Origin of the sequence: Undibacterium sp. Ji50W, from assembly GCF_049340445.1 — a bacterium.
Taxonomy (GTDB): domain Bacteria; phylum Pseudomonadota; class Gammaproteobacteria; order Burkholderiales; family Burkholderiaceae_D; genus Undibacterium.
Genome location: NZ_JBMPOX010000034.1, coordinates 13890 through 35752 on the forward strand (window position 1 = coordinate 13890; position 21863 = coordinate 35752).

Genomic DNA, 21863 nt, shown 5'->3' on the forward strand with positions numbered 1-21863 from the left:
GTTGACCTGTCTTTTAGGCGAGCCCTGGATCTGCCATTGTTTATTTGCCTGTCAGTTCTTTCAGCAATTCCTTGGCATTATAGATTTTGTCCATGGCTTCCAGTATGCCTTCGCTGTGTACGGCAACGGTACGGTTGCTGCGGCCATCGTAACCGAAGGCACCGCCCAGGGAATGGATATTGCCATCGAAGACAAGGCCGATGATTTCACCATGACGGTTGATCAGGGGGCTGCCTGAATTGCCACCGATGATGTCATTCGTGGTCACAAAGTTATAGGATTGCTGCAAGTTCAGCTTGCCCTTTGCGGCATGCCAGGAGGCGGGCAGGGCGAATGGATAAGCACCCGTGTCGCGTTCGAATGCACCCGCAAAATTGGTGAAGGGGCGGATTTGGTGTTCACCCTGATCCCAGCCTTTGACTTCGCCATAAGACAGGCGTAAGGTGCCTGTGGCATCTGGGTAGACACTGGTGCCGGATAGTGCAAAACGCGCCTGGGCGATTAATTCGGAATTTTTTTGTACGATGGCTTGCACTTCCTGTTCCATGCGCTTGCGATAAGTGCGTGATTCTGCCTCAACAGCCAGTGCCAGTTTGATGAAAGGGTCATCTGACAGGGCTATCGCTTCCTTGCCGCCATTCCACAAGCTTTTGCGGTATTCAAGGTCGGCCATCCGGGTGTGGTCGACCAGTTTGTCCGTCAATTGTTCTGGCGATAATTTACCCAGCACCTGTTTGACGAATGCATGATCCACACCCAGGTCTTCACGCATTTTGGTCAGGGAATGCGTGAGTTTGAGTTTTTCAAATTCGGGATAGATGGGTGCCCCGGAAAACAGGTTTTTCTGCATGGCAGGCAGGCGGGTATCGATGAATTCCGGCAGGCGTTCGGCATCTGGCTTGTTTCTTTCATCGGCAGCGCGTACCAGCATACGTGCCAGATTGAAATAATTGCTGTTGAAGGCTTCTGCACCTTCAGTCATGTTGGTGACCCTGAAGAGCTGGCGATAGCTGTCCTGTGCCTTGGCGATGGCATCCCAGGCACCGCTGATTTTTTCTTTCAGTTCCGGACTGGAATCGACAAACCGACGCAGCGCAGTTTCTTCTGCCTGCTGGCCTGCCATGAATTCCGGATCAAGCAAGGTTTTCAACCTGCCTATGCCAGCCTTGTAACGGTTCTCTATGCCAAACAGTGCCTGGTCGGCTGTACGTGCAGCTTCCGGGCTGGTTTTGCGGTATTGGGTGATGACGCCTCGCAATTCAGCCGTATGTTGCAGGGTGTCGACCAGGCCGATATCGCGCAGGCTGATCAGTTGTGCCATCGTCAGTTGACGCTGGGTAGAACCGGGGTGACCGGTGACAAAGCTCATCTCACCTTCTTGCGGGCCATATTTGCTGAACGGAAAATGGTGTTTGATTTCTGCCGGTTTGCCATTTTCATACACGCGCAGCATGGTGATATCCAGGTCATAACGCGGGAAATTGAAATTGTCCGGGTCGCCGCCAAAGAAGGCGATGGCTTTTTCAGGTGCCCATACCAGACGGGTATCGGCATAGCGATGGTATTTGTACAGATGGTAACGGCCACCATGGTAAAGATCGACCACGTCACAACGGGTTTTTTCCTTGTCGTCACCCACACAGGCAGCGCTCAGTTTGGCATCGATGGCGTTTTGTGCCTGTTTGAAGGCCGCACCTTCAAGGCCGGCAGTCGCCTTGCGGACATCCTCAGTGACATCGGTGATTTCTTCCAGCCGGTTCAGTTCCATGGCGGGACAAACCTGTTCTTCGTCGTGTTTTCTTGCCAGGAAACCGTTGCTGACGTAGTTTTTCCTGGCGCTTGATAATTGTTCTATGCAGTTGGATGCGCAGTGGTGATTGGTCATCACCAGACCATCTTTGGAGACGAAAGAGCCAGAGCAGCCGGGTAGCTTGACCGAGCTCAGCATGATATTTTTTATCCATTCCGGCCCTGGTTTGAAACCATATTCAGCCTGCAGCTTGTGCATGGGCAGATTGTCCAGCGTCCACATTCCCTCTGCTGCCAAAGCCAGGCCAGGTAAGGACAAGGCAATCAACAGGAATTTCTTTTGCATGATGTATTCCATTTTTACTGAGACATGATGCTACTCCCTGGCAGGGAGCAGCCATGGTTGATGGCAGCATCCACCATGATGATGGATGTGCTGAAGAATGAAGAGCGTTTAATGTTTCGCTTTGATGGCTTCGATCTGATCCATGATTTTATTCATGCGCGCAAATACGGCCTGGTAAGGGGCAGGGGAAGCCAGGTCGACACCAGCTTTCTTGACCAGTTCATACGGATAGGCAGAACCGCCTGCTTTCAGGATATTCAGGTAGTTGTCACGGGCACCGGCACGGCCTTTCAGGATTTCATCTGCAAACATGGAACCGGCAGCAATCGACGTTGCATACTGGAACACATAGAAGCGATTGTAGAAATGCGGGATATACGCCCATTCAATGGCATAGGTATCGTCAATTTTCATCACGCCTTCTTTGTCGCCGTGATAGTTTTTCAGGATATCACCGTAGATTTTGCTCAGTGCTTCGCCAGTCAGCGATTCACCTTTGTCTACCTTGGCATGCACTTCACGTTCAAAGTCGGCAAACATGGCTTGCCGGAAGAAAGTGCCGCGCAGGTTTTCCAGTGCTGATCCCAGATACAGCAAACGTTCGTCATCGCTCTTGGCGATTTTCAGCATGTGGTCAAGCAAAAAGACTTCGTTCGTGGTGGACGCGATTTCTGCCGTGAAAGTAGGGTAGTCGGCGCTGATGAAGGGCTGGTGTTTGTTGGTCAGGTAGGAATGCATTGCATGTCCCCATTCATGGCCCAGTGTTGATACTGACTCATAATCATCATTGTAATTGAGCAGCAGGTAAGGGTGGACATCATAGGCTGCGCCATTCATGTAGGCACCAGAGCGCTTGCGTGGACGTGGATAGACATCCATCCAGCGTTCTGTGGTGGCCTTTGCCATGGCCCTGGCATAGTCGTCACCCAAAGGCTTGACAGATTCCAGCATCAGTTTGACGCCTTCAGCAATCGGGTATTTGAAGTCACCTGATACCAAGGGAGGGTAAATGTCGAAATAGCGCAGATCCTTCACGCCCAGCAGTGTTGCACGCAATTTGAAATAACGATGCAGGGTAGGCAGGTTGGCGCGGGTTTGTTCTACCAGCGTGTCATAGACTTCTCTTGGCAATTTGTTGTTGTCCAGCGCCTGTGTCAGCGAATCTGGATAATTGCGGATCTTGGCATAGACGGAATCGCGTTTTAACTGTTCATAAAAAGTGACGCCATAGCTGCGTTCAAATTCTTTCCATTTGCCCCAGAATGCATCGAATACCAGTTGACGGTCAGCACGATTGGGGGCTGCACGGTATTTGGTATAGGCGGCCTGGTCGATGCGCACCTCTTCGCCGGTTGACAGTTTGACCTTGGGCCAGGGCATTTCTGCATTGGATAAGGTGGTGTAGACAGCGCTGGCGGTATTGGTTGCCATGCCAAAGGTGGCGATGATCTCTTCACCTTTTTTATCCAGGGTATGCTTGCCTGAACGCAAGATGTCATCCAGTTGGTGGGCATAGATACGCAAGCCCTTGTCCCTGGCCAGGAAAGCCTGGATCTTTTTATCCCCCAGGACCAGAATTTCCGGCCGGATAAAGGCGCTGGCTTCTTCGACCTTGCTGCCCAGGATGTCCGAGCGCTGCCCCAGGTCCATGCCGGCATTGTTGCCGGTATCCTGGTCGCGGTATTGAATCGCATAACTGGACAGACGGGCAAGGCGTTTCAGCATATCTGAATTCAAATCCATGCAAGTCTTGAAACGTGCCACGCTATCACCCAGATGCCCGCTGCAAGTCTGCAATTGTTTTAATTGCACTTCCAGGTTCACGGCATCCTTGTCCCAGTCGGCCTTGGTCTGGTACATATCATTCAAATTCCAGCGATCAGCTTCAGTTTCATTTGGGTGGGCAGCAAAAGCGAAGGCAGGTAAGCTCAGGGCAACCGCGAACAGGTTGCGGACAAGATGTTTATGCATGGCGTAGCGTCCAGTTTTGATTGAGGAATGGATAACAAAATGCGGAAGAGCTTATGGATTTATTGTATCTATGCTTAAGGCTGCTCTTTCATGGCCTAAACAAATGATTCTTAGCATTGGGCAGTATTCTGGTCTGAAAGTTCTTCTTTGAGAAGACAAATTGAAAATAAATTTCCTGAAGAAATGGCCGGTAAGTGGCTGATAAATGATAATGATTGATGGTTGTCAATGCAAATAATAGCTATTCTCATTTATAATGCCAATGTTCCCGTTTCGCCAGCCACGTAGCCTTGTCTATCAGCCAGCCAGGATTGTTTAACTGATATTCAAGGATCTTCATGATAGCCCGCCTCACACCTATCGCTGCATTGTTAAGCAGCGTGGTTTTACCAGTCTTTGCCCAAAACACGGTTACCGAATCCGCTTTGCCAGAAGTGAAGGTTACCAGCACTGCAGAAAAAACCTACAACATCAAAAGTACCAGTAGCGCGACCAAGACCGATACCTTGTTGCGTGATACCCCGCAGGCCGTCACGGTCGTCAGCAAGGATTTGATTCGTGATCAGAGCATGCAAAGCCTGAGTGATGTGATCCGTTATGTGCCCGGTATCGTTGCGGCGCAAGGGGAGGGGAATCGTGATACGGCGGTGTTTCGCGGCAATAGCTCTACCGGTGATTTTTATGTAGATGGCATACGTGATGATGTCCAGTATTACCGTGATTTTTACAACATCGACAGTGTGGAAGCGCTAAAAGGCTCCAATGCCATGATTTTTGGCCGTGGCGGTTCTGGCGGTGTGATCAATCGCGTCACCAAGCAGGCTGAATGGCGTCCTGTGCGTGAAGCCAGTTTGACGCTGGGTTCGTGGAGCCAGCGTCGTGTGACCGTGGACCTGGGACAGGCGCTGACAGATACGGTGGCCATGCGCGTGAATGCGGTGGTAGAAGATTCAGGCAGCTATCGTCAGGGTTTTACGCTCAAGCGTTCTGGCGTCAACCAGACTTTGTCCTGGCGTGCGGGCAGCGACACCATGGTTGCCGTTGCCTATGAACATTTTAAAGACGAAAGAACAGCCGATCGCGGTATCCCATCTTTCCAGGGATTGCCTTTAAATACCGATCCATCTACCTTCTTTGGCAATACGGACATCAATACCACCTGGGCCAAGGTGGACGCCTTGTCTGCTTCCATAGACCATGATTTTGGCCAGGGATGGAGTGTGCGCAATCGCACCCGCTATGCCGAGTATGACAAGTTTTACCAGAACATCGTACCTGGCGCGGTCAACACAGCAGGAACCTCTGTGGCCTTGTCCGGTTATAACAATGCAACCCAGCGCAAAAATTTCTTCAACCAAACTGATTTGATATTCAATCTGGATACAGGCAGCATACGTCACAAGCTGGTTGGTGGGCTTGAGTTTGGTAAGCAGGATACAGATAATTTCCGCAATACAGCTTACTTCCTGTCTATCAGTCCGACGACAACATCGATCAACGTAGCATTGACAAATCCAGTAGCCAATACGCCAGTGACTTTCAAACAGGCAGCCAGCGATGCAAATAACACTGGCACGGTGACAACCAAATCGATCTATCTGCAAGACCAGATAGAATTTTCACCGCAATGGCAATTGCTTGCAGGTATACGCCGTGACAGTTTTGACGTGGATTTTACCGACAGGCGTACTGCTGGAAATTTGAAAACCACGGATACACCAGTATCACCACGGGTAGGGCTGGTATTTAAGCCGATGAAGGAAGTATCTGTCTATGCCAGCTATAGCCTGGCTTTTGTGCCACGCGCAGGTGATCAGTTGTCATCACTGACCGTAAGCAACAAGTCGTTCGACCCAGAGAAATTCAAGAATCTGGAAGTGGGAGTGAAATGGGACATAGGTTCAGATTTGTCTGCCAGTGCCGCAATATATCAATTGGATCGCAGCAACGTAGCGATTACTGATCCGGCAGATGCCAGCAAACTGATCCTGGTTGATGGTCAGCGCAGCAAGGGTCTGGAACTGGGCTTCAATGGCCGCATTAATGCAGACTGGAGCATCATGGGCGGCTATGCCTATCAGGATGCGAAACTGACCAAAACGCAGTCAAGTACAGTATTGGCGGGGGCCACATTGGCACAGGTACCGACACATAGCGCTTCCTTGTGGAACCGCTATAATTTTGATCCTGTCTGGGGTGCGGGTCTGGGCATCGTTTACCGCAGTGAGGTTTTTTCTGCGACAGACAATACCGTTACCGTACCCGGCTTTAGCCGCGTCGATGCGGCCCTGTATTACAACTTGAGTAAATCCATCAATGTGCAGGCCAACATAGAAAATCTGCTGGATAAAAAATACTATGCCTTCGCCAACAGCAACAATAATATTACGCCAGGTTCACCACGTGCATTGCGTGTCAGCCTGAATGCGAAATTCTGATCGGGTGAGTTATTGCCTTTCTGTCGTAAAGTAAAAAAGGCGAACTTTGTTCGCCTTTTTTTGCCTGATGTGGTCAGCCTTTATTTCGAAACCAGGTCAATCTTGACCATGTTGTCGCTGGGCTTTCTGTCTATGTACTTATTGTCAGGGTCTATACCCGCCTTGACTGGTATGCCTTTGACGATCAATTTAAAATCCATGCTTTTTTGATTGATCAGTTTGCGTTCACGCAGCAAGGGTTTGCCATCCTTGTCGTCGACGCCTATGTCCATCCAGTCTTGCAGAGGGACTTCTTTTTCAAGCCCCAACTCATCGGCTTTCAATTTATTACTGGTGACATGCAAGGCCACTTCGTATAGTCCATCTGGCAGGGGCTTGGCAGTGGCAGTCATGGCACGGTTTTCAAACAGGATGATGGACTCAAACAAATCGGTGATGAGACTCTGTTTGTCAGCCGGTGCAATTTTGCGCAAGGCATCCACCAGTGCTGCACTGCTGGGGTAAGGTGCACCCTTGTTGGCATACTGCGCAATGACTGCACGCAATGCCTGGTTGACCTTGTCTTCACCGATCTGGTCTTGCAACAGATACATGGCCAGGCTGCCTTTGGCATAGTGGATGTAATTCTGATTTTCATTGAATGCCAGTGGCAATTCTTTCTTCCTTTCCTGGCTGCGTCCTTGCAGATAACGATCCAGTTCAAATTTCAGGAAGCGGCGCATGGCAGCATCACCATAGGTATGCTTCATCACCATGAGTGCAGAGTATTGCGCCAGGGTTTCCACCAGCACGGTACCCCCTTTGCTATTGCCGGAAATGACCTGATGTGCCCACCATTGATGGGCCACTTCGTGGGCAGTCACATAGAAAGGGTAATCCACGTCCAACGGATTTTTATCATCCACATGGGCGATGAAGCCTATGCTTTCCGAATACGGAATGGTGTTCGGGAAGGCCTGCGCAAACGTGGCATAGCGCGGGAACTCGACTATCCTGACCAGCTTGTGCTGGTAAGGGCCAAAATTGGCCGTATAGTAATCGAGCGAATTCTGCACGCTCTTTATCATGCGATCAAGATTGTAGGCATGCCCTTTGTGATAGTCGATTTCGATGGGGATGTCTTTCCATTGCGCCCGTTTGACTTCATAGCGACCAGACAGGAAGGCGTAAAAATTCAGGATGGCCTGTTCTGGTGCATAGTGATAATAGCGTCGTCCATTTTCTTGCCATTCCCGTTTCAGGCTGCCCGGTGCAATTGCCATCTGGTCGGCACTGGTGGACACCACAACATCAAAATTGATCCAGTCGGCGTCATTGGCGATATAGCTATTGCTTAATGCTTTTGGGTCATCCCTTTCTGCCATCCTTTCTTTTTCTGGCAGGCCATGCTTGCGCCTGGCTTTGTCGTCGCTGAGTTCCAGGCCGGGCTGGTAACCTATATGTGGCATCAGGGTGCTGTTGAAAAAGCTGCCGTTGTACATGACGGTACGGCCAGAACTCATGCCCAGGAAGTTCTTGGGCGCGAATTCAAGTTCGAAATGCAGTTTCAGCTTTTCTCCCGGTTGCAAGGCCTGGCGCAACTGATAGCTGTAAAAGCCCATCTTTTTATCTTGTATGCGCGGCGCATGCGCGGCATCCAGCTTCATCTGGATGATGTGTGCATCGTCCGACTCCATGATGAAAATTTCCTGGATGGCAGTATTGCTGCGATTGATCAACTGATAGTCACCCTTGATTTGCGCCGTGCGGGTTTCGGGATAGATATCGACGTTCAATCTGACATCGGTGATGCGTGGCTGTGGTTGTGTGGCATATTGCTTGTAGTTCTTTTCATAGCTGGCATTTTCAGCCTGTTTTTCATACTGGTTTTTGTAAGGCGTGAGGATGTTGCTAAAGTAAAAGATCACTGCGCCAGCGAACATGAACAGCACAGTGCCGCCCAGCATCAGGCTGGTATTGCCGGTATTGACGGATAAGCTGGCCATACGCAGACGATGACTGAAGGCAGTGGTCGTACCACGTACCCACATCAGCAGGGACCATGCAATCAGGATCAGGCCGGCACTGCTCCAGTACAACAGGTACCAGCGTGACAGCGCTAATGAATGGCCATAGCCATTCATGTCCGAATACACGGTGGACGGGATCGTCGCATAGCGCAACATGGGATGCTCTATACCCAGTGCAGGCAGGGCGATAAGAGCAATGTAGTACACGATCATCAAAAAGTAAGCCAGGTACTTGTGGTTGATGATGGCTTGCAGTGACATTGCCAGCACTGCAATCAGCGCATATTCTGGCCATTGCACCAGAAAAAGTTGATGCAGATACAGGCCAATTTCATAATTGGTATAGCCTTTGATGGCTTGGATCAGCATCCCACACAGCATCAATACAAGCAGCATGATGCCCTGCATGAGGACCAGCGCAAGCAGTTTGGCGGTAAATGGCAGCCAGCCAGGTACTGGCAATGCATCCAGCAATTGGGCGATGCGTGCATCTCTTTCACGCCAGACCAGTTCACCTGCGTAAAAGGTGGTGATGGTGAGCATGAACAAACCGAAAGTACCACCCAGAAATTCCAGTACCGCATACGTCACCGGATAAGTCGAGGTACCAAACATCTTGGTCACCGAACTGGATACGGCAAACATGAATAAAACACCGGACAGCAGCACGACGATGAAATACACATTTTTCACCGATTCGCGTAAATTCAACCAGCTTTCTGCCAGCAGCAGCTTCCAGGTCCTTGAGGACGAAAAGACCGGTATGACTTTTGGTATACCGACAATCGCTGGATTAGTTGTCTGCGTTGTCTGCACTGCCTGGCTATTTGCCTTCTCTTTTTTTTGTTTTCCTGCAGTAGAAATGGCCTTGAAGTCAAAACGCCAGTAGCAGAAAGCCATACAGATCAAGCCTACGCTTCCCCATATCAGACGATTGATAAGAAACAGGCCTTCAAGACTGACCTGGCGGCTGTTTTTGTCGGCGATGCTCCAGTATTCCGTCAGTTTGCCGACAGCGGCAGCGCCGAAAGGATCGAGCAGGGCAGCCAGGGTTTTGTTGTCGATATCGCGCATGAAAGAACGCGAAATCATATAACCGATGATCAGCACCACGCTGGATACATAGACCGGCATCATGCGTTTGCCGAGTGTGGCGAGGGTAAAGAAAATCGCCCCGAAGATCATGAAATTGGGTAAGACCGAATAGGCATAGGGCAGGAAATACGCCGCCGGATGCATGGCCCCCAGTCGCACCGCTTCTATGCCTGGCAAATAACATCCCAGCCAGGCACCCAGGCCCAGGCCAGAGAAGATGATCAACAGGCTCAGCAAAGCCCCCAGAAAACGCCCGCTCAGGTACTGGAACTTGGAAATTGGCGCACTGTAAAAGAAATGCCAGGTATGGTGTTCTACATCCTTATGTGTTGCCTGACCCATGATGGCGGCTACCGTGCTCGTGCCAAAGTAGCCAAGAAGGGTAATGCTCTGGAAAATCGGGATCGGTGCATTGATAAACACTTTGCCACCAAAATCGACCGAGGCTGAAGCGAAGACACCACCAGCGGCTGCCATCCACCAAATCGCCAGGATGAAGAAGATCAGGAAATACACATAGCTGGACAGGCTGCGATATTTTTGACGCAGTTCAAACAAGAGTATCGTGAACATGGATGCTCCTCAGACTGCCGGCGCAGTTGTCAAATCTGCGGATGGCATGCTGGCTGCTGGCTGGGCAGAGAACAGCCCTGCCATCGCCGCAAAATACACATCTTCCAGATCGGCAGAAACCGGGGCATAGCCAGGGTCTGGCTGTGAATCGGCATACACATGTATCAGCGTGCGGCCCGACGTCAGGCGGCTGGAAATGACCTGGTATTGCTGCTTGTAGTTTGCCAGTTCAGCTTTTTCTATAAACCGTTTCCAGATTTTTCCCTGTATCTGTTCTATCAATGGCAGGGGTTGTCCGGTTAGTACGACAGTACCCTGGTTGATGACTGCCATGTGATTGCATAAATCGGATACATCTTCAACGATGTGAGTGGACAGGATGACGATTTTTTCGCTGCCGATATCGGACAGCAGATTGTGAAAGCGCACGCGCTCTTCCGGGTCCAGCCCGGCTGTGGGTTCATCGACGATGATCAGCCTGGGGTCGCCCAGCAATGCCTGTGCAATGCCAAAGCGCTGGCGCATGCCGCCCGAATAAGTACCCAGATGCTTGTTCCTGTCCTTGTACAGATTGGTCTGGTGCAGCAGGGCTTCCACCACTTCCTTGCGCTGCTTGCGATTGTCCAGGCCCTTGAGCAAGGCAAAATGATCGAGCAAGTCATAAGCGCTGACCTTGGGGTAAAGGCCAAAATCCTGCGGCAAATAACCGAGCACCCGCCGGATCTGGTCTTTGTTTTCACGAATATCGAGCTTGTCCAGCGTGGCAGTGCCGGAATCAGCATCCTGCAAGGTCGCCAGGGTACGCATCAGCGTGGATTTGCCAGCACCATTTGGCCCTAGCAAGCCAAACATGCCGGCAGGTATGGTCAAGTTGATATCGTTCAGGGCTTGTACGCCATTGGCGTATTTTTTTGACAGGTGCTGTATGCAAAGTTCCATAGCCTTATCTTTCTTCTGTAGGTTCTTGTGTATAGTTTCTTGTGAAGTGCCAGGCCCCTGACAGATGTGCGGGGTCGATATCATGTTATTAAGTATAAACAGGCTTGTGCAGGCATGTGACGAAATAGCGCGTGGGAGGAATGAAATACGGAAATATCAGTTTGAAACAGGAACTGTCCGTCTGACCTGAAGCCAGTTTCTACTGAATTGCTGCAAGTTTGCTGTCGTTCAGTTATAATGTGCGCTGGCGGGCCCCTGCGCATTGCGGCATGGCCAATCTGGTCAGGTCGGGAACGAAGCAGCCACAGTCATTTCCCGCAAGTGCCGCAGACCAGGCTCGCCAACTCTGATTTATTCCCTCTTTCTGCCAAGGCAGTTCGGTCTTCTTCTCCCTCACGCTTACACATCAGCTCTATGCAGCTTGTGTCTTGACACGTACTTTTCTTGCATTCAGATCATTTGAAACTTAAGACTCTGAACAAGCAGCTATTTACTGACTTTCCGCTCTTGCCTTTTGCGCCCAGGGAACACAAGTCAATCCCCCGACTGCTATCTTGTTCCTACGTATTCGTTGTTGCACCTCTACGGATGAAGTGTGTCCTGAAAATGCATGAAACCGGCCTGCTGTAGTGGCGCAAAAACACGCAAAGCATAATGGGACGCAGGTCCAAGAAATGGGGACATGGGGTCAAATCGACCGGGTTATTCCTGATATATCCTCGAATCGGCGCGTCTGCATTTAATTTGCCCATCACACTGGCAAGGAAGCCAGGGGATGGCAGGCAAACCATCAAGGATTGTGCAAGGTCCTTCCGGTGACACATCAACAGGGCGATCGCACAAAGGTACAGGGATGTTTCGGAACGTGGGATTACAAGTACGAAACCAGACCGGCATTTAACTCGAACAGAGGGAGCTTTACCATGTCGAACAAGCCAGAAAGTACTCCACAGGGAAATTTCTTTGACTGTACCATCAAAGCGGGTTACTACGATTTTATTGGTCCTGGCATTGCGCAACATACGTTTGCTATTGCCGAAAAAAATGGTAATACGTATGCGATGCCTTGCTTTGGTTCATTTGCGCTCAGGGAAGAAGAACGTGGCCACAGGGGCGTTGCATACCGTGCAGAATTATGGTCGCCCTGGATCATTGGTTCGCAACGTCAGGGGCAGGATCTTCCTGCCAACTTGTCGGTCGCACTGGGAATGGCGCAATTTAATCTTCTCCCGGGATATGACTGGAAGGTGGCGGATTGGGATACCTACTGGGCGGGCCTTTCCGCACCATTGCGCGGCTATAGTCCGCAATCCTGGGCTGGTATTATCTATGGCGTGCATGGTGTCTGTCATCAAGCCTGTAACCGGATTTTATGGGCTTCCCGACTTGGGGCTTTCAATTACACACCCGTCAACTGGCCACCAAGCTTCTCGGCCAGTTACTGGGCTTACGGATTTTATGGCGGTGCGACAGAGTACGCTGCCACCATTCTGGCAACTGCGCTGGTGATCAAGGCCTTGCTGGGTGAGTCGAATGAAGCGATGGATCGCCTGAAGCGCTCAGAGCAACTGGCGCGCGATGTCATGAATCATCAGACGCGCATTGGTCTCGCAGACCATTCGGAAGGCGCGATACGTCAGCACCAGGTGCAGGTCATCCTCGATAGATTACCGCAAGACTTGCAAATAGCATCTCCGTCAGCGGTTACCGAGATAATCAGGTTCGACAGGGCGTTCAGCAAAGAAAAACTGACCCTGGACAACGACATTATTTTGACTAACCATACAAATTACCACGATACCTATGCGGCGGAGCTAAATGGTAAGTTCTCCGAATTACTTCAAAAATTCAGACAAGTCATGCCCACTGAAACCTTCAATACCCTGTTCCCTGACGTCCCTGTAGGACGCAGCTTCACCCTTATTGAGCGCAAGCTGATGCACGAAGACTATCGTCGCTTACTTGATTGAAATAGGGGTAAAAGAGATGGATAATGTAATGGCATTGGAAGCAGGACCACGTATTTACGTCGATATCAGGGTTTTTTCAAAGAACTTATTTTCAGCGTTTGCGTATCGGTTGCAGGGCAATCCAGCCCGCGAGGGGGTTGCTTTTTTTGATGTGCCTGCGCAATTCAGGATTCCTCTGGAGATTGTTGCTGTCGACAATCATAATCCTCGCCTCGGTGTTTGCCTTGCGGCTCAGATTCAAGGACATAGCTGGTATCTGACAGAGCAGCACAGCCCTTATTCACGAGGCACTGGATCTGGTCCTGTATTTGAAATGTCTCAAGACAGGGGACAGGCCGTGCGTCTCCATCTGCATTTTAATCCTGAAGAAAACATCCTGGTCATGAAGAAGGCCAGCGGCGAAGCCTTCACCTTGGATACACGTGGATATGGTCTGTCTTTTCAGGCGTTTCAAGGGCAAAACAATCCGCCAATTTATCAGCATTTTTCGTGTAAGCTGACCAGGGAAGTATTCGCCATCCAGAATCCTGACTCTGGGCATGTATTTACTTGCATGGGTGCCACGCCGGGATCGCTGGTCACCGCAATTCCCGACGCGGGTAGCAAAAAACAGCGCTGGACGGCTGATTTTGAAAGGGGAATGCTGTTGCATAACGCGACAGGGTTTGCACTGGATGTTGAGCAAGGACAGCACCAGAGACTTTGCATCAACACCCCGAATCGCCATAGTGATACCCAGCGCTGGGTATTCCAGAGCGGTTTCCTGGCGCAGGTCCGCAACGACCTTGTATGTACGAGCCATGAAAGAGTCAAAAACCTGACTCTTGAACCTAGGGGCGGGAGGGTGAATCCTCTTCATCAGGAATGGCGTATCGAAACCATGTCTGATTTGGAGGGGTGACAGGTCGTATTGATGCTTTCTGTACTCAGTCGCGGGTAACCAGGCAGGTAATCCAGTCTGCATAGTCACCTTCTTCCTTGCGTATACTCCAGGGGGCAGCTGTTCGGCCAGAGTAGCAGTCATTTTGTTGAGCACGTACATCGCTTGGAGAGATACCGAAGGCACGCCGAAAGCTGCGGCTGAAATGTGCCTCATCCCTGAAGCCACAGGCAAAGGCAATTTCGTATATCCAGCGCGGCTTGCCGGATGTCTGCTTCAGCGTCGTATAAGCACGCTGCAGGCGGCGATTCTGGATATAGTTACAGATGCCGCCAAAGGGTTCAAACAAGCGATACAGTGTGGTTCGCGACAAGTGAAAGGCAAGCGCCAATGTGTCGGGGTTGAGCGATTGCTCATTCAGGTGTTCGTCGATGTGATGTTTGATCAGGTTGCGTAGGCTGGTGTCGATCTGAGCATGCGCAACATAGAGCGCGTCAGCGGTGGGCCGGAAACAGGCAGCTATCATACCGGTCACGGCATCGGCAACGGACATCGCCTGTGGTTGTCTGACCTCAGGCAAATGTTGGCGGAGCGAGGTGAAGTGATCAGCGAGCAGTTTACCCAATACTTTCTCGCGCTTTAACACGGCACCGTGCAATGCGCTGGCGTTGGGCAACACGGCTTCCATGGCACCGCGCGGCATCACCAGCGTATGCGTGCGTGAAGTGGTCGTGCGGGTGCTCAGCGACTGGCCCAGATCAAGGATGCAGATATCTCCTGCTCGCATGAAGATTTCGTGGTTGCCATTGGTTTCACCCGTATAGCCGCCGTCCAGGTATAACTGAATCAGAAAGTGATCGAGCCCATCCTGGGCAATTTTTTTGCGTGAGCGCTGGAAGGCTTGCGGTGAATAGCGGGTGTCACCAAATACCATGGCACCAAGGTGGTAGGCATTGACTGAAGCAAAGAAAGGCTGTGATTCGGCACCGGGAGGACGGCCAACGTCAAACATCACCGAGATGCTGTCTTGCCAGGCTGTCCAGCGGTCAACCGGGGCGGCCATTCCTGTGTCGAAAATGCCGCTGGGCAGGAACCTGCTCATGGCGTCAGATTCCTGAGGGATGGCTTGGGCTTGGGCTTGGTGGCTGGAGTGGGTTTGCAATGAAGCTCCTTGTCACTGTCTGGTGAGGTCTTTTATTGACTAATTCAAGGTTTCAACATTGCTAATAATGCATTATTGGTTTAATTTTTGCAATACGCTTTTGTGGCTATTCTGGAACGAATGGCGCGATGGCATCGACTCCCTGCGAGTGCCGCAGACCGGACTTGCCAATTCAGATTCTAATCTTTATTTGCTGCCCAAACAGGTCCACTTTTCCTCCTTCAGTTGCTATGTGGACCGGTATACATAGACAATTCATAGACAGTTTTTCTTGCCTGTAATCAGGCCGATGTCGGACGGTCACTGACTTCAGCCATGGGGCTGAGCACCAGCGCCAGCAAGACGATCACTAGCAGCAAGATGCCGCTGCTCATGAATAGTTGAGGGATGGTAACGCTGCGCATCAGCCAGCCGGTGAAGGCTGCCGATACCGGGCCTATGCCCATGAAGATAAACATGAACATGCTCATGGCGCGGCCTATCATCTGTGGCGGCACCTGCTTTTGTATCCAGGTAAATACTGCCACATGCAGGAAGCCACCCAGTGTACCCACGGCCAGCAAGATGCAGGCACCTTGCCAACTGGCATGAATGAGGCCCATGGGGATGAACAGCAAGCCGACGATGAAATCGATCAGCAGGATGGTGCGCCCCAGATTGCCGAAGCGCAGCCCCGGCCTGATGCCCGACAGTGCCATGCCCAGCAGCGTACCGGCACCGTGTGCACCGGCCAGCAAGCCCAGCGTGCTGGCGCTATTGCTGAGCTGGCTGGCCATGACGGGCAAGGCGATCTGTATCGGCCCCATGATGAAGAAGGCAATCGCCGCCCAGTAGATGAAGCAACTGCGCAACTGCTGTTCATTCCAGCAGTAACGCAAGCCGGTCAGGACGGATTGGAATAACTGCATGGTCCCGTTGCCTGCCTGTTGTGGATGCTGGCTGGCAGACGGCGATGCTTTCATGGTGACCTTGCCCAGTGTCCAGGCCGAGAATGCATAGGTAAAGCAGTCAAACAGGAAAGCTGCGGCCAGGCCATGCGCATCGCTGACCATGCTTTGATTGGCTGTACCAAACAAGGCAATCAGCAAGCCCGCCAATACCGGGCCGATAAACATGGTGAGCTGACGCAATCCCAGCATGACACCGTTTGCAGATTGTAACTGTGCTGCCGGCACCACTCTGGGTAACATGGATGTGCCAGATGGAATACTGAAAGCAGTGGAAATACCCAGACCCAGTGCCAGCCCATACACCATCCATAATTCCAGCCGCCCGATAAACAGGAGCAGGCTCAATATGCCAAGCAAAGCAGTATTGATGTATTTGGTCTGCAGCATGACGGTCTTGGGAGAATAACGGTCCACCAGTGCACCGCCTATCAGGATGAAGAGTGCGCGCGGGACGCTGATCAGGGCCAGCACGATGCCGAGTATCAGTGTGTCGTTGCTCATCTTCAGCACCAGCCAGGGCAGGGCGATGAGGGTGAACTGGTCACCCAGCATGGACATCGCACCACCGCCGATCAGCCAGCGAAAATTGCTGTCCCTGAAGATGGCTTTGCGTTCGTCTTGCTGTGTTGCAGCTTGTTTCGCTTCCATGATTATTTTTTTCGCGTAGTTGTATTTTTGGATTGATGATTGTTTTGGTCAAGGATAACCAGGCCTTCACGCGCATAGCGCAGCAAGGCCGTAGTGAGCCCGCCACCCATGCCCAGTTCCGGTTCTTTTTCATGGATGGCCCTGACTTTGATGATGGTCGGCAAATGATGGCCCCAGGCTTCCATGAATAGCACGCGCCATCGAACCAGAATGGCCTGGCTTTCAGGATGTTCTGGTGGCAATCCCTGTGCCATTTTTTGCCGCAAATCGGAAAACACCTGCGTCCAGGCATTGGCATTCTTGAAGAAGGAAACGCGGAAATATTGCAACTCTTCTTCGCTCAGGTATTTGCGATAAATTGCATATCGCACCTCGATCGATGACAGGGTGATGTAATCCATCATCTCGTCATCCACGCCGCTCAGTGATTGCAGCGAAGGTTCATTCCTGTGCATCTGGGAGAATTTGTTGAGCAAACGTGCATCAGGCATGAGCCTGCCCATGGTGGCTATCCATTGTCTGGACATGGCCATGGCGCGCGCATCGGAGGGTGGAACCTTGTTGTCCAGCAATGCACGGGCAGCTTCGATCAGGGGGCGCATGGTGACATCCAGCTTGCCGTGCTGCTCCTGTTCCAGCTCACGCATGTGGGTGATTTCATCGCTACTGAAATATTTGCCTATCAGGCTCATCATTTCCAGCGTCGATAACCAGTATTCGAGATTGGGCTCCTGTTTGGATTTCAATAATATGGCCAGCTCTTGCAAACGGTCGTGCAATTCCACGCTGTGGGCGATTTGCTGTTGCAGGCTGGATATCTGTTGTTCAATCACGCTTTGCAGGTCTGCATTTTCACCATTGATGACGTCGGCCACCTCTGCCAGCGACAAATCCAGGCGGCGCAGGGCCTGAATCCGGTGCAGTCTTTTGATATCGGCACTTTCGTACAGACGATACCCGGCTTCTGACCGCGCCGAAGGCTTCAGCAAGCCTATCTTGTCGTAATGATGCAGTGTGCGTATGGTCAGGCCGGTACGGCTGGCCAGTTCGCCGATTTTCAATTGCATGCTTGATCTCCTGTATGGTGAAGACTATAAAGCCTTACATTAGGTCAGGGTCAAGCGCTATCTGAAAAATAAAAAAACCTGACGACCAAGGCAGGCGTCAGGTTGATGTGAAGCACTGGATTTCAGTGCTGTATTGCTGTCAGTGCTTGATTTCGGCAGGCGCTTGCGTACCCTCCGCGACCGTAGGGGCGACAAACAACTGGGCGCAATCGACAGGGTCGAAGCCATAGTGTTTGCCACAGAAATCGCAATTGATGTCCAGTTTGCCCAGTTCCGTGATAGCGGTACGCACCTCGTCTTCTCCCAGCATTTTCAGCATATTGCCGACTTTTTCACGGGTGCAGTTGCACTGGAACTGTGGGTACAGTGGATCGAAAACACGCAGGGTTTCTTCCCAGAACAGGCGGTGCATGAGTGTGGCGATATCGGTACTCAGCAATTCTTCCTGCTTCAGGGTGTCACCCAGCATGACGGCATGGTTCCATGCTTCGGTTTCATCTTCAACCTGGGCTTCGGCACCGCCGGTTTTGGGGAGTTTTTGCAACAGCATGCCGCGCGATACTTGCGCATCGGCTGCCAGCCATAGTTTGGTATCTAGCTGCTCTGAACGCTGCATATAGTTTTCGATGACGGTGGCAATGCTGTCGCCATCAAGCGGTACGATGCCCTGATAGGCCTGCTGGCCTGGCATTTTGTCGTTCGGATCCAGGGTGATGACGAAACGGCCCTGGCCATGCGCGTGGATCAGATCACTCAGCGTGGCGTTGTCGGCAATGTCTGCATGCTCACTGAGTTTGGCGGTGGCGCGCATTTTCAATTCGGCATCGCATTCGACGACCAGCAATTTGACCGGACCATCACCGTGAATCTGCATGATCATGGTACCGTTGAATTTCAGATTGGCCGTTAGCAGGGCAGATGCTGCCATCAACTCGCCCAGTATGGTTTGTACCGCACGTGGATAGGTATGGCGTGCCAGAGTTTGTTGCCAGGTATCGTTCAGTTCTACCATTTCGCCACGTACGCCGGCGTGTTCGAACATGAATTTTTGTAAGGTGTCAGTCATTGCTTCTTGCTTTATGGTTGTGGCCGGGTCAGGCGATGCGTTTCAGTTGTGTTTTAAATGCTTGTCCGCGCTGGACATAGGTGTCTGCATTGCGGCGCAGGCCGGCAATATCTGCTTCCGTCAGGGTTCTGACGGCCTTGGCAGGTGAGCCTATGATCAGCGAATTATCGGGGAATTCCTTGCCTTCCGTGACCAGGGCACCGGCACCCACCAGACTGTTCTTGCCAATTTTGGCACCATTCAGGATAACCGCCTGTATGCCCACCAGCGAGCCTTCACCAATGGTGCAGCCATGCAGCATGGCCTGATGGCCGATGGTGACGTAGTTGCCTATCGTCAGTGGATAGCCGGGGTCGGTATGCAAGATGCAGGCTTCCTGGACGTTGCTGTTTTCACCAACGGTAATCAATTCATTGTCACCGCGTATGGTGACGTCAAACCAGATGCTGGCATTGGTTTCGATTTTTACTTTGCCTATGATATTGGCGCTGTCGGCAATATAGGCAGAGGCATCGATATCAGGGGCAATTTCGCCAAGTTGGTAAATAGGCATGGTTATTCCGTAAAATAGCACATTGATCAATCCCGTATTGTAAACTGCCCTGTACCTGCCTGCCTGACTTCAGCTTTATATGATAAATAAACTTATTAATGAACTAAGAATTACTGCACTTGCTGCATTGCTGGAACCTGACCCCCTGCGCAAATGCGCTGCCATTCATGCCATATCGTCCGAGCCTGTGATTGCGCTGGATGCTGTGCTGGACGAGCCGCCAGGCGTACCCGGTCGCCCGGACAAGCCAGAACTGGTGTCACCTGGCAAGGTCGGGCGCAGGGCGATGACTACGGTTGAGGGCAGGGCCATCCTGATTCATGCGCTGGCGCATATAGAATTGAATGCGGTCAATCTGGCTGCCGACATTATCTGGCGCTTTCCTTCCATGCCCAGGCAGTTCTATCTCGACTGGCTGAAAGTCGCCAAAGAAGAGGCTTATCATTTCCAATTGCTGGAAGCGCATTTGCGTGTGCAGGGCTTTTGCTACGGTGATTTTCCGGCGCATGACAGCATGTGGGAAATGGCGAGAAAAACCAGCAAGGATTTACTGGCGCGCCTGGCACTGGTGCCGCGTACGCTGGAAGCACGCGGCCTGGACGCGACCCCTGCTGTCATGGCCAAGCTGGCCCAGGCGGGTGATCAGGCAGCGGCAGACATCCTGGCCATCATCCTGCGCGATGAAATTGGTCATGTCGCCATCGGTAATTACTGGTACAAGACTTTGTGCGCGCAGCAGGGGCTGGATATCATCAGTACGTATGCTGAAATGGCGGTGCGCTACACAGCACCCATCCTGCGCGGGCCATTCAATCTGGAAGCCAGAAAAGCTGCCGGCTTCGATGACGATGAGTTGCGCGCCTTGCAGGATATGGCGTCCCGCTCATAATGGATTTTAAATGGACTTTAATCTCCGGCACGTACGCTGCCTATGCCCTCGACTGATTTGCTGACATTGCGCGGGTGGCCATAATAAGTCAGGGTACCTATGCCCTGTACCGAGGCATTCAGGTTGTCGCGTGCGTTGACGGTCACGGCACCCACACCTTCCACGCTGGCATCGACCTGTTCTGCGATCAGGTCCCTGGCTTCTACCAGACCCACGCCCTGGGCTTTCAGAGTAAAGGATTTCACCTTGCCAGTGGCGGTCAGCATGCCGGCACCTTCATACAATAAAGTGAAGTGAGAGCCGGAAATATTGTTCAGTGTGGTTTTGCCCGCACCTTCCATTTTAAAGCGGACCAGTTCGGGAACGGAAATGATGACCTGGGCATTGTCTGATACCTTGATGGAATTTTTTTCCTTGTAAGAAATCACCAGTTCATCGCCAAAGACTTCGGTGACCACATTGGCAAGAAATTTCTCGTTTCCCTTGATCTGTATCGACTGCGTCTTGCCGACTTCTACCTGCAGGTTGAAGGCACTGCGGCTCTTGATGGATTTAAAAGCGGGAAGCGTGCGGTTTTGTTCATCAGCAAAAGCAGATGTAAAAGCAGACGTGCCAAGCAGGATGACAGGCAGTAACAGTGATTGCAAGAAAATGCGGCGCATGGTTGCTCTCCAAAACAGGGATAATCGGGTAAGTGGCTGTCGTCAGCATGACGTCGCAGCAACTGATAACGAAGTATTACCCGATTCATTCCCGCTGACAGCTGTTTTGCGATGAATTGCAAAAACAGGGTTCTGAGCCGTAAAAACGCGGCTTATGCCGGATTCAGGCGTTCATAGTGCAGCATGTCCATCCATATGCCATTGCGGAACACCGATGAATGTGAATGGCCATATTCATGAAAGCCACACTTGCGCATGATGGCCTGTGACGACAGATTGTCTTCTATGACCACGGCTTCGATGCGTTTAAGCTTTAAATCGGTGAAGGCAGTGTCGACAACTGCCTGCACGGCTTCGGTGGCAAAGCCCCTGCCACCATGGCGCAGGCTGAAGCGATAGCCCAATATGGCCTTGTGGTAGTGCTCGGTCTCTATGCCGCGCAAGGTGATGCGCCCCACAACTTCATTGTCCAGCCAGGCCAGGAAATGAAATTCACGCTTGGTGCTGGCGGCATACAAGGCTTGTTGCAGGCTGGAGCTGACTTCATCCAGATGATAGAAAGCGTCGCCACGACCGGCTATCCATTGTTCAAAGTGGGCGCGATTTTCCTGCTCAAAGGCTAACACCGCTTCGGCATCACCGGATTTGACCAGGCTGATTCTCAAGTCTGAACTCATAGATGTCATTTGTCATTCATGGTTGGTAAGTTGCTGATTGTAATGGATGCTTAAAGTTGTTGCTGATCCTGTCGTAACCAATAGTAATATCCCACTAGCGTCCGGTTAAAAGTCGAATAAATTCAATTGGTTAGCGTTGGGTGCTGTTTCAGAAATGTAGTCATCGGTCTGAAAGGCGCATGAAATCTCAGTTTTCTCAAAAACAGAGACCGATAAGAC

15 protein-coding genes and 1 other RNA gene are annotated in these 21863 nt (G+C 51.5%); 5 read left to right on the top strand and 11 right to left on the bottom strand.

The window, feature by feature from the left end; genetic code table 11:
* Positions 1-40: 40 nt before the first annotated feature.
* Both ACO0K9_RS27040 and pepF read right to left on the bottom strand, forming a co-directional pair.
* Positions 41-2095 (bottom strand): S46 family peptidase, encoded by a 2055-nt coding sequence (locus tag ACO0K9_RS27040; RefSeq protein ID WP_422990329.1) that lies wholly within the window; start codon positions 2093-2095, stop codon positions 41-43.
* 108 nt (positions 2096-2203) lie between these two features.
* Positions 2204-4066: an oligoendopeptidase F gene (gene pepF, locus ACO0K9_RS27045; RefSeq protein ID WP_422990331.1), complete on the bottom strand. Its 1863-nt coding sequence runs from the start codon at positions 4064-4066 to the stop codon at positions 2204-2206.
* A gap of 338 nt (positions 4067-4404) precedes the next feature.
* On the opposite strand from pepF, the gene ACO0K9_RS27050 reads away from it, so the two are divergent.
* The gene (locus ACO0K9_RS27050) at positions 4405-6504 is read left to right on the top strand and encodes a TonB-dependent receptor (protein ID WP_422990333.1); all 2100 of its coding nucleotides are present in this window, start codon (positions 4405-4407) and stop codon (positions 6502-6504) included.
* 80 nt (positions 6505-6584) lie between these two features.
* Here ACO0K9_RS27050 and ACO0K9_RS27055 read toward each other — a convergent pair whose 3' ends face one another.
* Both ACO0K9_RS27055 and ACO0K9_RS27060 read right to left on the bottom strand, forming a co-directional pair.
* Positions 6585-10181: an ABC transporter permease/M1 family aminopeptidase gene (locus ACO0K9_RS27055; RefSeq protein ID WP_422990335.1), complete on the bottom strand. Its 3597-nt coding sequence runs from the start codon at positions 10179-10181 to the stop codon at positions 6585-6587.
* A 9-nt stretch (positions 10182-10190) separates the two neighbouring features.
* Positions 10191-11120, bottom strand: coding sequence for an ABC transporter ATP-binding protein (locus ACO0K9_RS27060; protein WP_422990337.1), 930 nt, complete (start codon positions 11118-11120; stop codon positions 10191-10193).
* A gap of 246 nt (positions 11121-11366) precedes the next feature.
* On the opposite strand from ACO0K9_RS27060, the gene ffs reads away from it, so the two are divergent.
* The 3 genes from ffs to ACO0K9_RS27075 all read left to right on the top strand — a co-directional run bounded on the left by ffs (position 11367) and on the right by ACO0K9_RS27075 (position 13991).
* Positions 11367-11465, top strand: an RNA gene (gene ffs, locus ACO0K9_RS27065) — signal recognition particle sRNA small type.
* Positions 11466-12043: 578 nt separating this feature from the next.
* Positions 12044-13090 carry a hypothetical protein gene (locus ACO0K9_RS27070; protein WP_422990339.1) on the top strand — a complete coding sequence of 349 codons (1047 nt, stop codon included), beginning with the start codon at positions 12044-12046 and terminating at the stop codon, positions 13088-13090.
* Between the two features lie 28 nt (positions 13091-13118).
* A complete protein-coding gene (locus ACO0K9_RS27075; RefSeq protein ID WP_422990341.1) occupies positions 13119-13991 on the top strand; it encodes a hypothetical protein in 873 nt (290 codons plus the stop codon).
* A 25-nt stretch (positions 13992-14016) separates the two neighbouring features.
* On the opposite strand, the gene ACO0K9_RS27080 is transcribed toward ACO0K9_RS27075, so the two are convergent.
* From ACO0K9_RS27080 to ACO0K9_RS27100, 5 genes are all read right to left on the bottom strand, one after another.
* Complete coding sequence (locus ACO0K9_RS27080) at positions 14017-15072, bottom strand: helix-turn-helix domain-containing protein (RefSeq protein ID WP_422990343.1); 1056 nt, start codon at positions 15070-15072, stop codon at positions 14017-14019.
* Between the two features lie 341 nt (positions 15073-15413).
* A complete protein-coding gene (locus ACO0K9_RS27085; RefSeq protein ID WP_422990345.1) occupies positions 15414-16730 on the bottom strand; it encodes an MFS transporter in 1317 nt (438 codons plus the stop codon).
* A gap of 2 nt (positions 16731-16732) precedes the next feature.
* The gene (locus ACO0K9_RS27090) at positions 16733-17797 is read right to left on the bottom strand and encodes a MerR family transcriptional regulator (protein WP_422990347.1); all 1065 of its coding nucleotides are present in this window, start codon (positions 17795-17797) and stop codon (positions 16733-16735) included.
* A gap of 139 nt (positions 17798-17936) precedes the next feature.
* On the bottom strand, positions 17937-18863 hold the full coding sequence (gene hslO, locus ACO0K9_RS27095) for an Hsp33 family molecular chaperone HslO (RefSeq protein WP_422990349.1): 927 nt from the start codon (positions 18861-18863) through the stop codon (positions 17937-17939).
* 28 nt (positions 18864-18891) lie between these two features.
* Entirely contained in the window at positions 18892-19416 is a 525-nt protein-coding gene (locus tag ACO0K9_RS27100; RefSeq protein ID WP_422990351.1) for a gamma carbonic anhydrase family protein, read from the bottom strand.
* A 79-nt stretch (positions 19417-19495) separates the two neighbouring features.
* Here ACO0K9_RS27100 and ACO0K9_RS27105 point away from each other — a divergent pair, with 79 nt between their 5' ends.
* Positions 19496-20305, top strand: a complete 810-nt coding sequence (locus ACO0K9_RS27105) for a ferritin-like domain-containing protein (protein ID WP_422990352.1) — start codon at positions 19496-19498, stop codon at positions 20303-20305.
* A gap of 17 nt (positions 20306-20322) precedes the next feature.
* Here the strand turns inward: ACO0K9_RS27105 and ACO0K9_RS27110 are convergent, their stop codons facing one another.
* Positions 20323-20967 carry a GIN domain-containing protein gene (locus ACO0K9_RS27110; protein ID WP_422990354.1) on the bottom strand — a complete coding sequence of 215 codons (645 nt, stop codon included), beginning with the start codon at positions 20965-20967 and terminating at the stop codon, positions 20323-20325.
* A 152-nt stretch (positions 20968-21119) separates the two neighbouring features.
* Positions 21120-21644 carry a GNAT family N-acetyltransferase gene (locus ACO0K9_RS27115; RefSeq protein WP_422990356.1) on the bottom strand — a complete coding sequence of 175 codons (525 nt, stop codon included), beginning with the start codon at positions 21642-21644 and terminating at the stop codon, positions 21120-21122.
* Positions 21645-21863: the final 219 nt, after the last annotated feature.

Bases quoted from the DNA above. Each gene is read 5' to 3' on its own strand.
- ACO0K9_RS27070 (WP_422990339.1), top strand. From the start codon at position 12,044: ATGTCGAACAAGCCAGAAAGTACTCCACAGGGAAATTTCTTTGACTGT.
- ACO0K9_RS27060 (WP_422990337.1), bottom strand. From the start codon at position 11,120: ATGGAACTTTGCATACAGCACCTGTCAAAAAAATACGCCAATGGCGTA.
- ACO0K9_RS27055 (WP_422990335.1), bottom strand. From the start codon at position 10,181: ATGTTCACGATACTCTTGTTTGAACTGCGTCAAAAATATCGCAGCCTG.
- ACO0K9_RS27090 (WP_422990347.1), bottom strand. From the start codon at position 17,797: ATGCAATTGAAAATCGGCGAACTGGCCAGCCGTACCGGCCTGACCATA.
- hslO (WP_422990349.1), bottom strand. From the start codon at position 18,863: ATGACTGACACCTTACAAAAATTCATGTTCGAACACGCCGGCGTACGT.
- ACO0K9_RS27110 (WP_422990354.1), bottom strand. From the start codon at position 20,967: ATGCGCCGCATTTTCTTGCAATCACTGTTACTGCCTGTCATCCTGCTT.
- ACO0K9_RS27100 (WP_422990351.1), bottom strand. From the start codon at position 19,416: ATGCCTATTTACCAACTTGGCGAAATTGCCCCTGATATCGATGCCTCT.
- ACO0K9_RS27040 (WP_422990329.1), bottom strand. From the start codon at position 2,095: ATGCAAAAGAAATTCCTGTTGATTGCCTTGTCCTTACCTGGCCTGGCT.
- ACO0K9_RS27075 (WP_422990341.1), top strand. From the start codon at position 13,119: ATGGCATTGGAAGCAGGACCACGTATTTACGTCGATATCAGGGTTTTT.
- ACO0K9_RS27085 (WP_422990345.1), bottom strand. From the start codon at position 16,730: ATGGAAGCGAAACAAGCTGCAACACAGCAAGACGAACGCAAAGCCATC.
- ACO0K9_RS27050 (WP_422990333.1), top strand. From the start codon at position 4,405: ATGATAGCCCGCCTCACACCTATCGCTGCATTGTTAAGCAGCGTGGTT.
- pepF (WP_422990331.1), bottom strand. From the start codon at position 4,066: ATGCATAAACATCTTGTCCGCAACCTGTTCGCGGTTGCCCTGAGCTTA.
- ACO0K9_RS27080 (WP_422990343.1), bottom strand. From the start codon at position 15,072: ATGAGCAGGTTCCTGCCCAGCGGCATTTTCGACACAGGAATGGCCGCC.
- ACO0K9_RS27105 (WP_422990352.1), top strand. From the start codon at position 19,496: ATGATAAATAAACTTATTAATGAACTAAGAATTACTGCACTTGCTGCA.
- ACO0K9_RS27115 (WP_422990356.1), bottom strand. From the start codon at position 21,644: ATGAGTTCAGACTTGAGAATCAGCCTGGTCAAATCCGGTGATGCCGAA.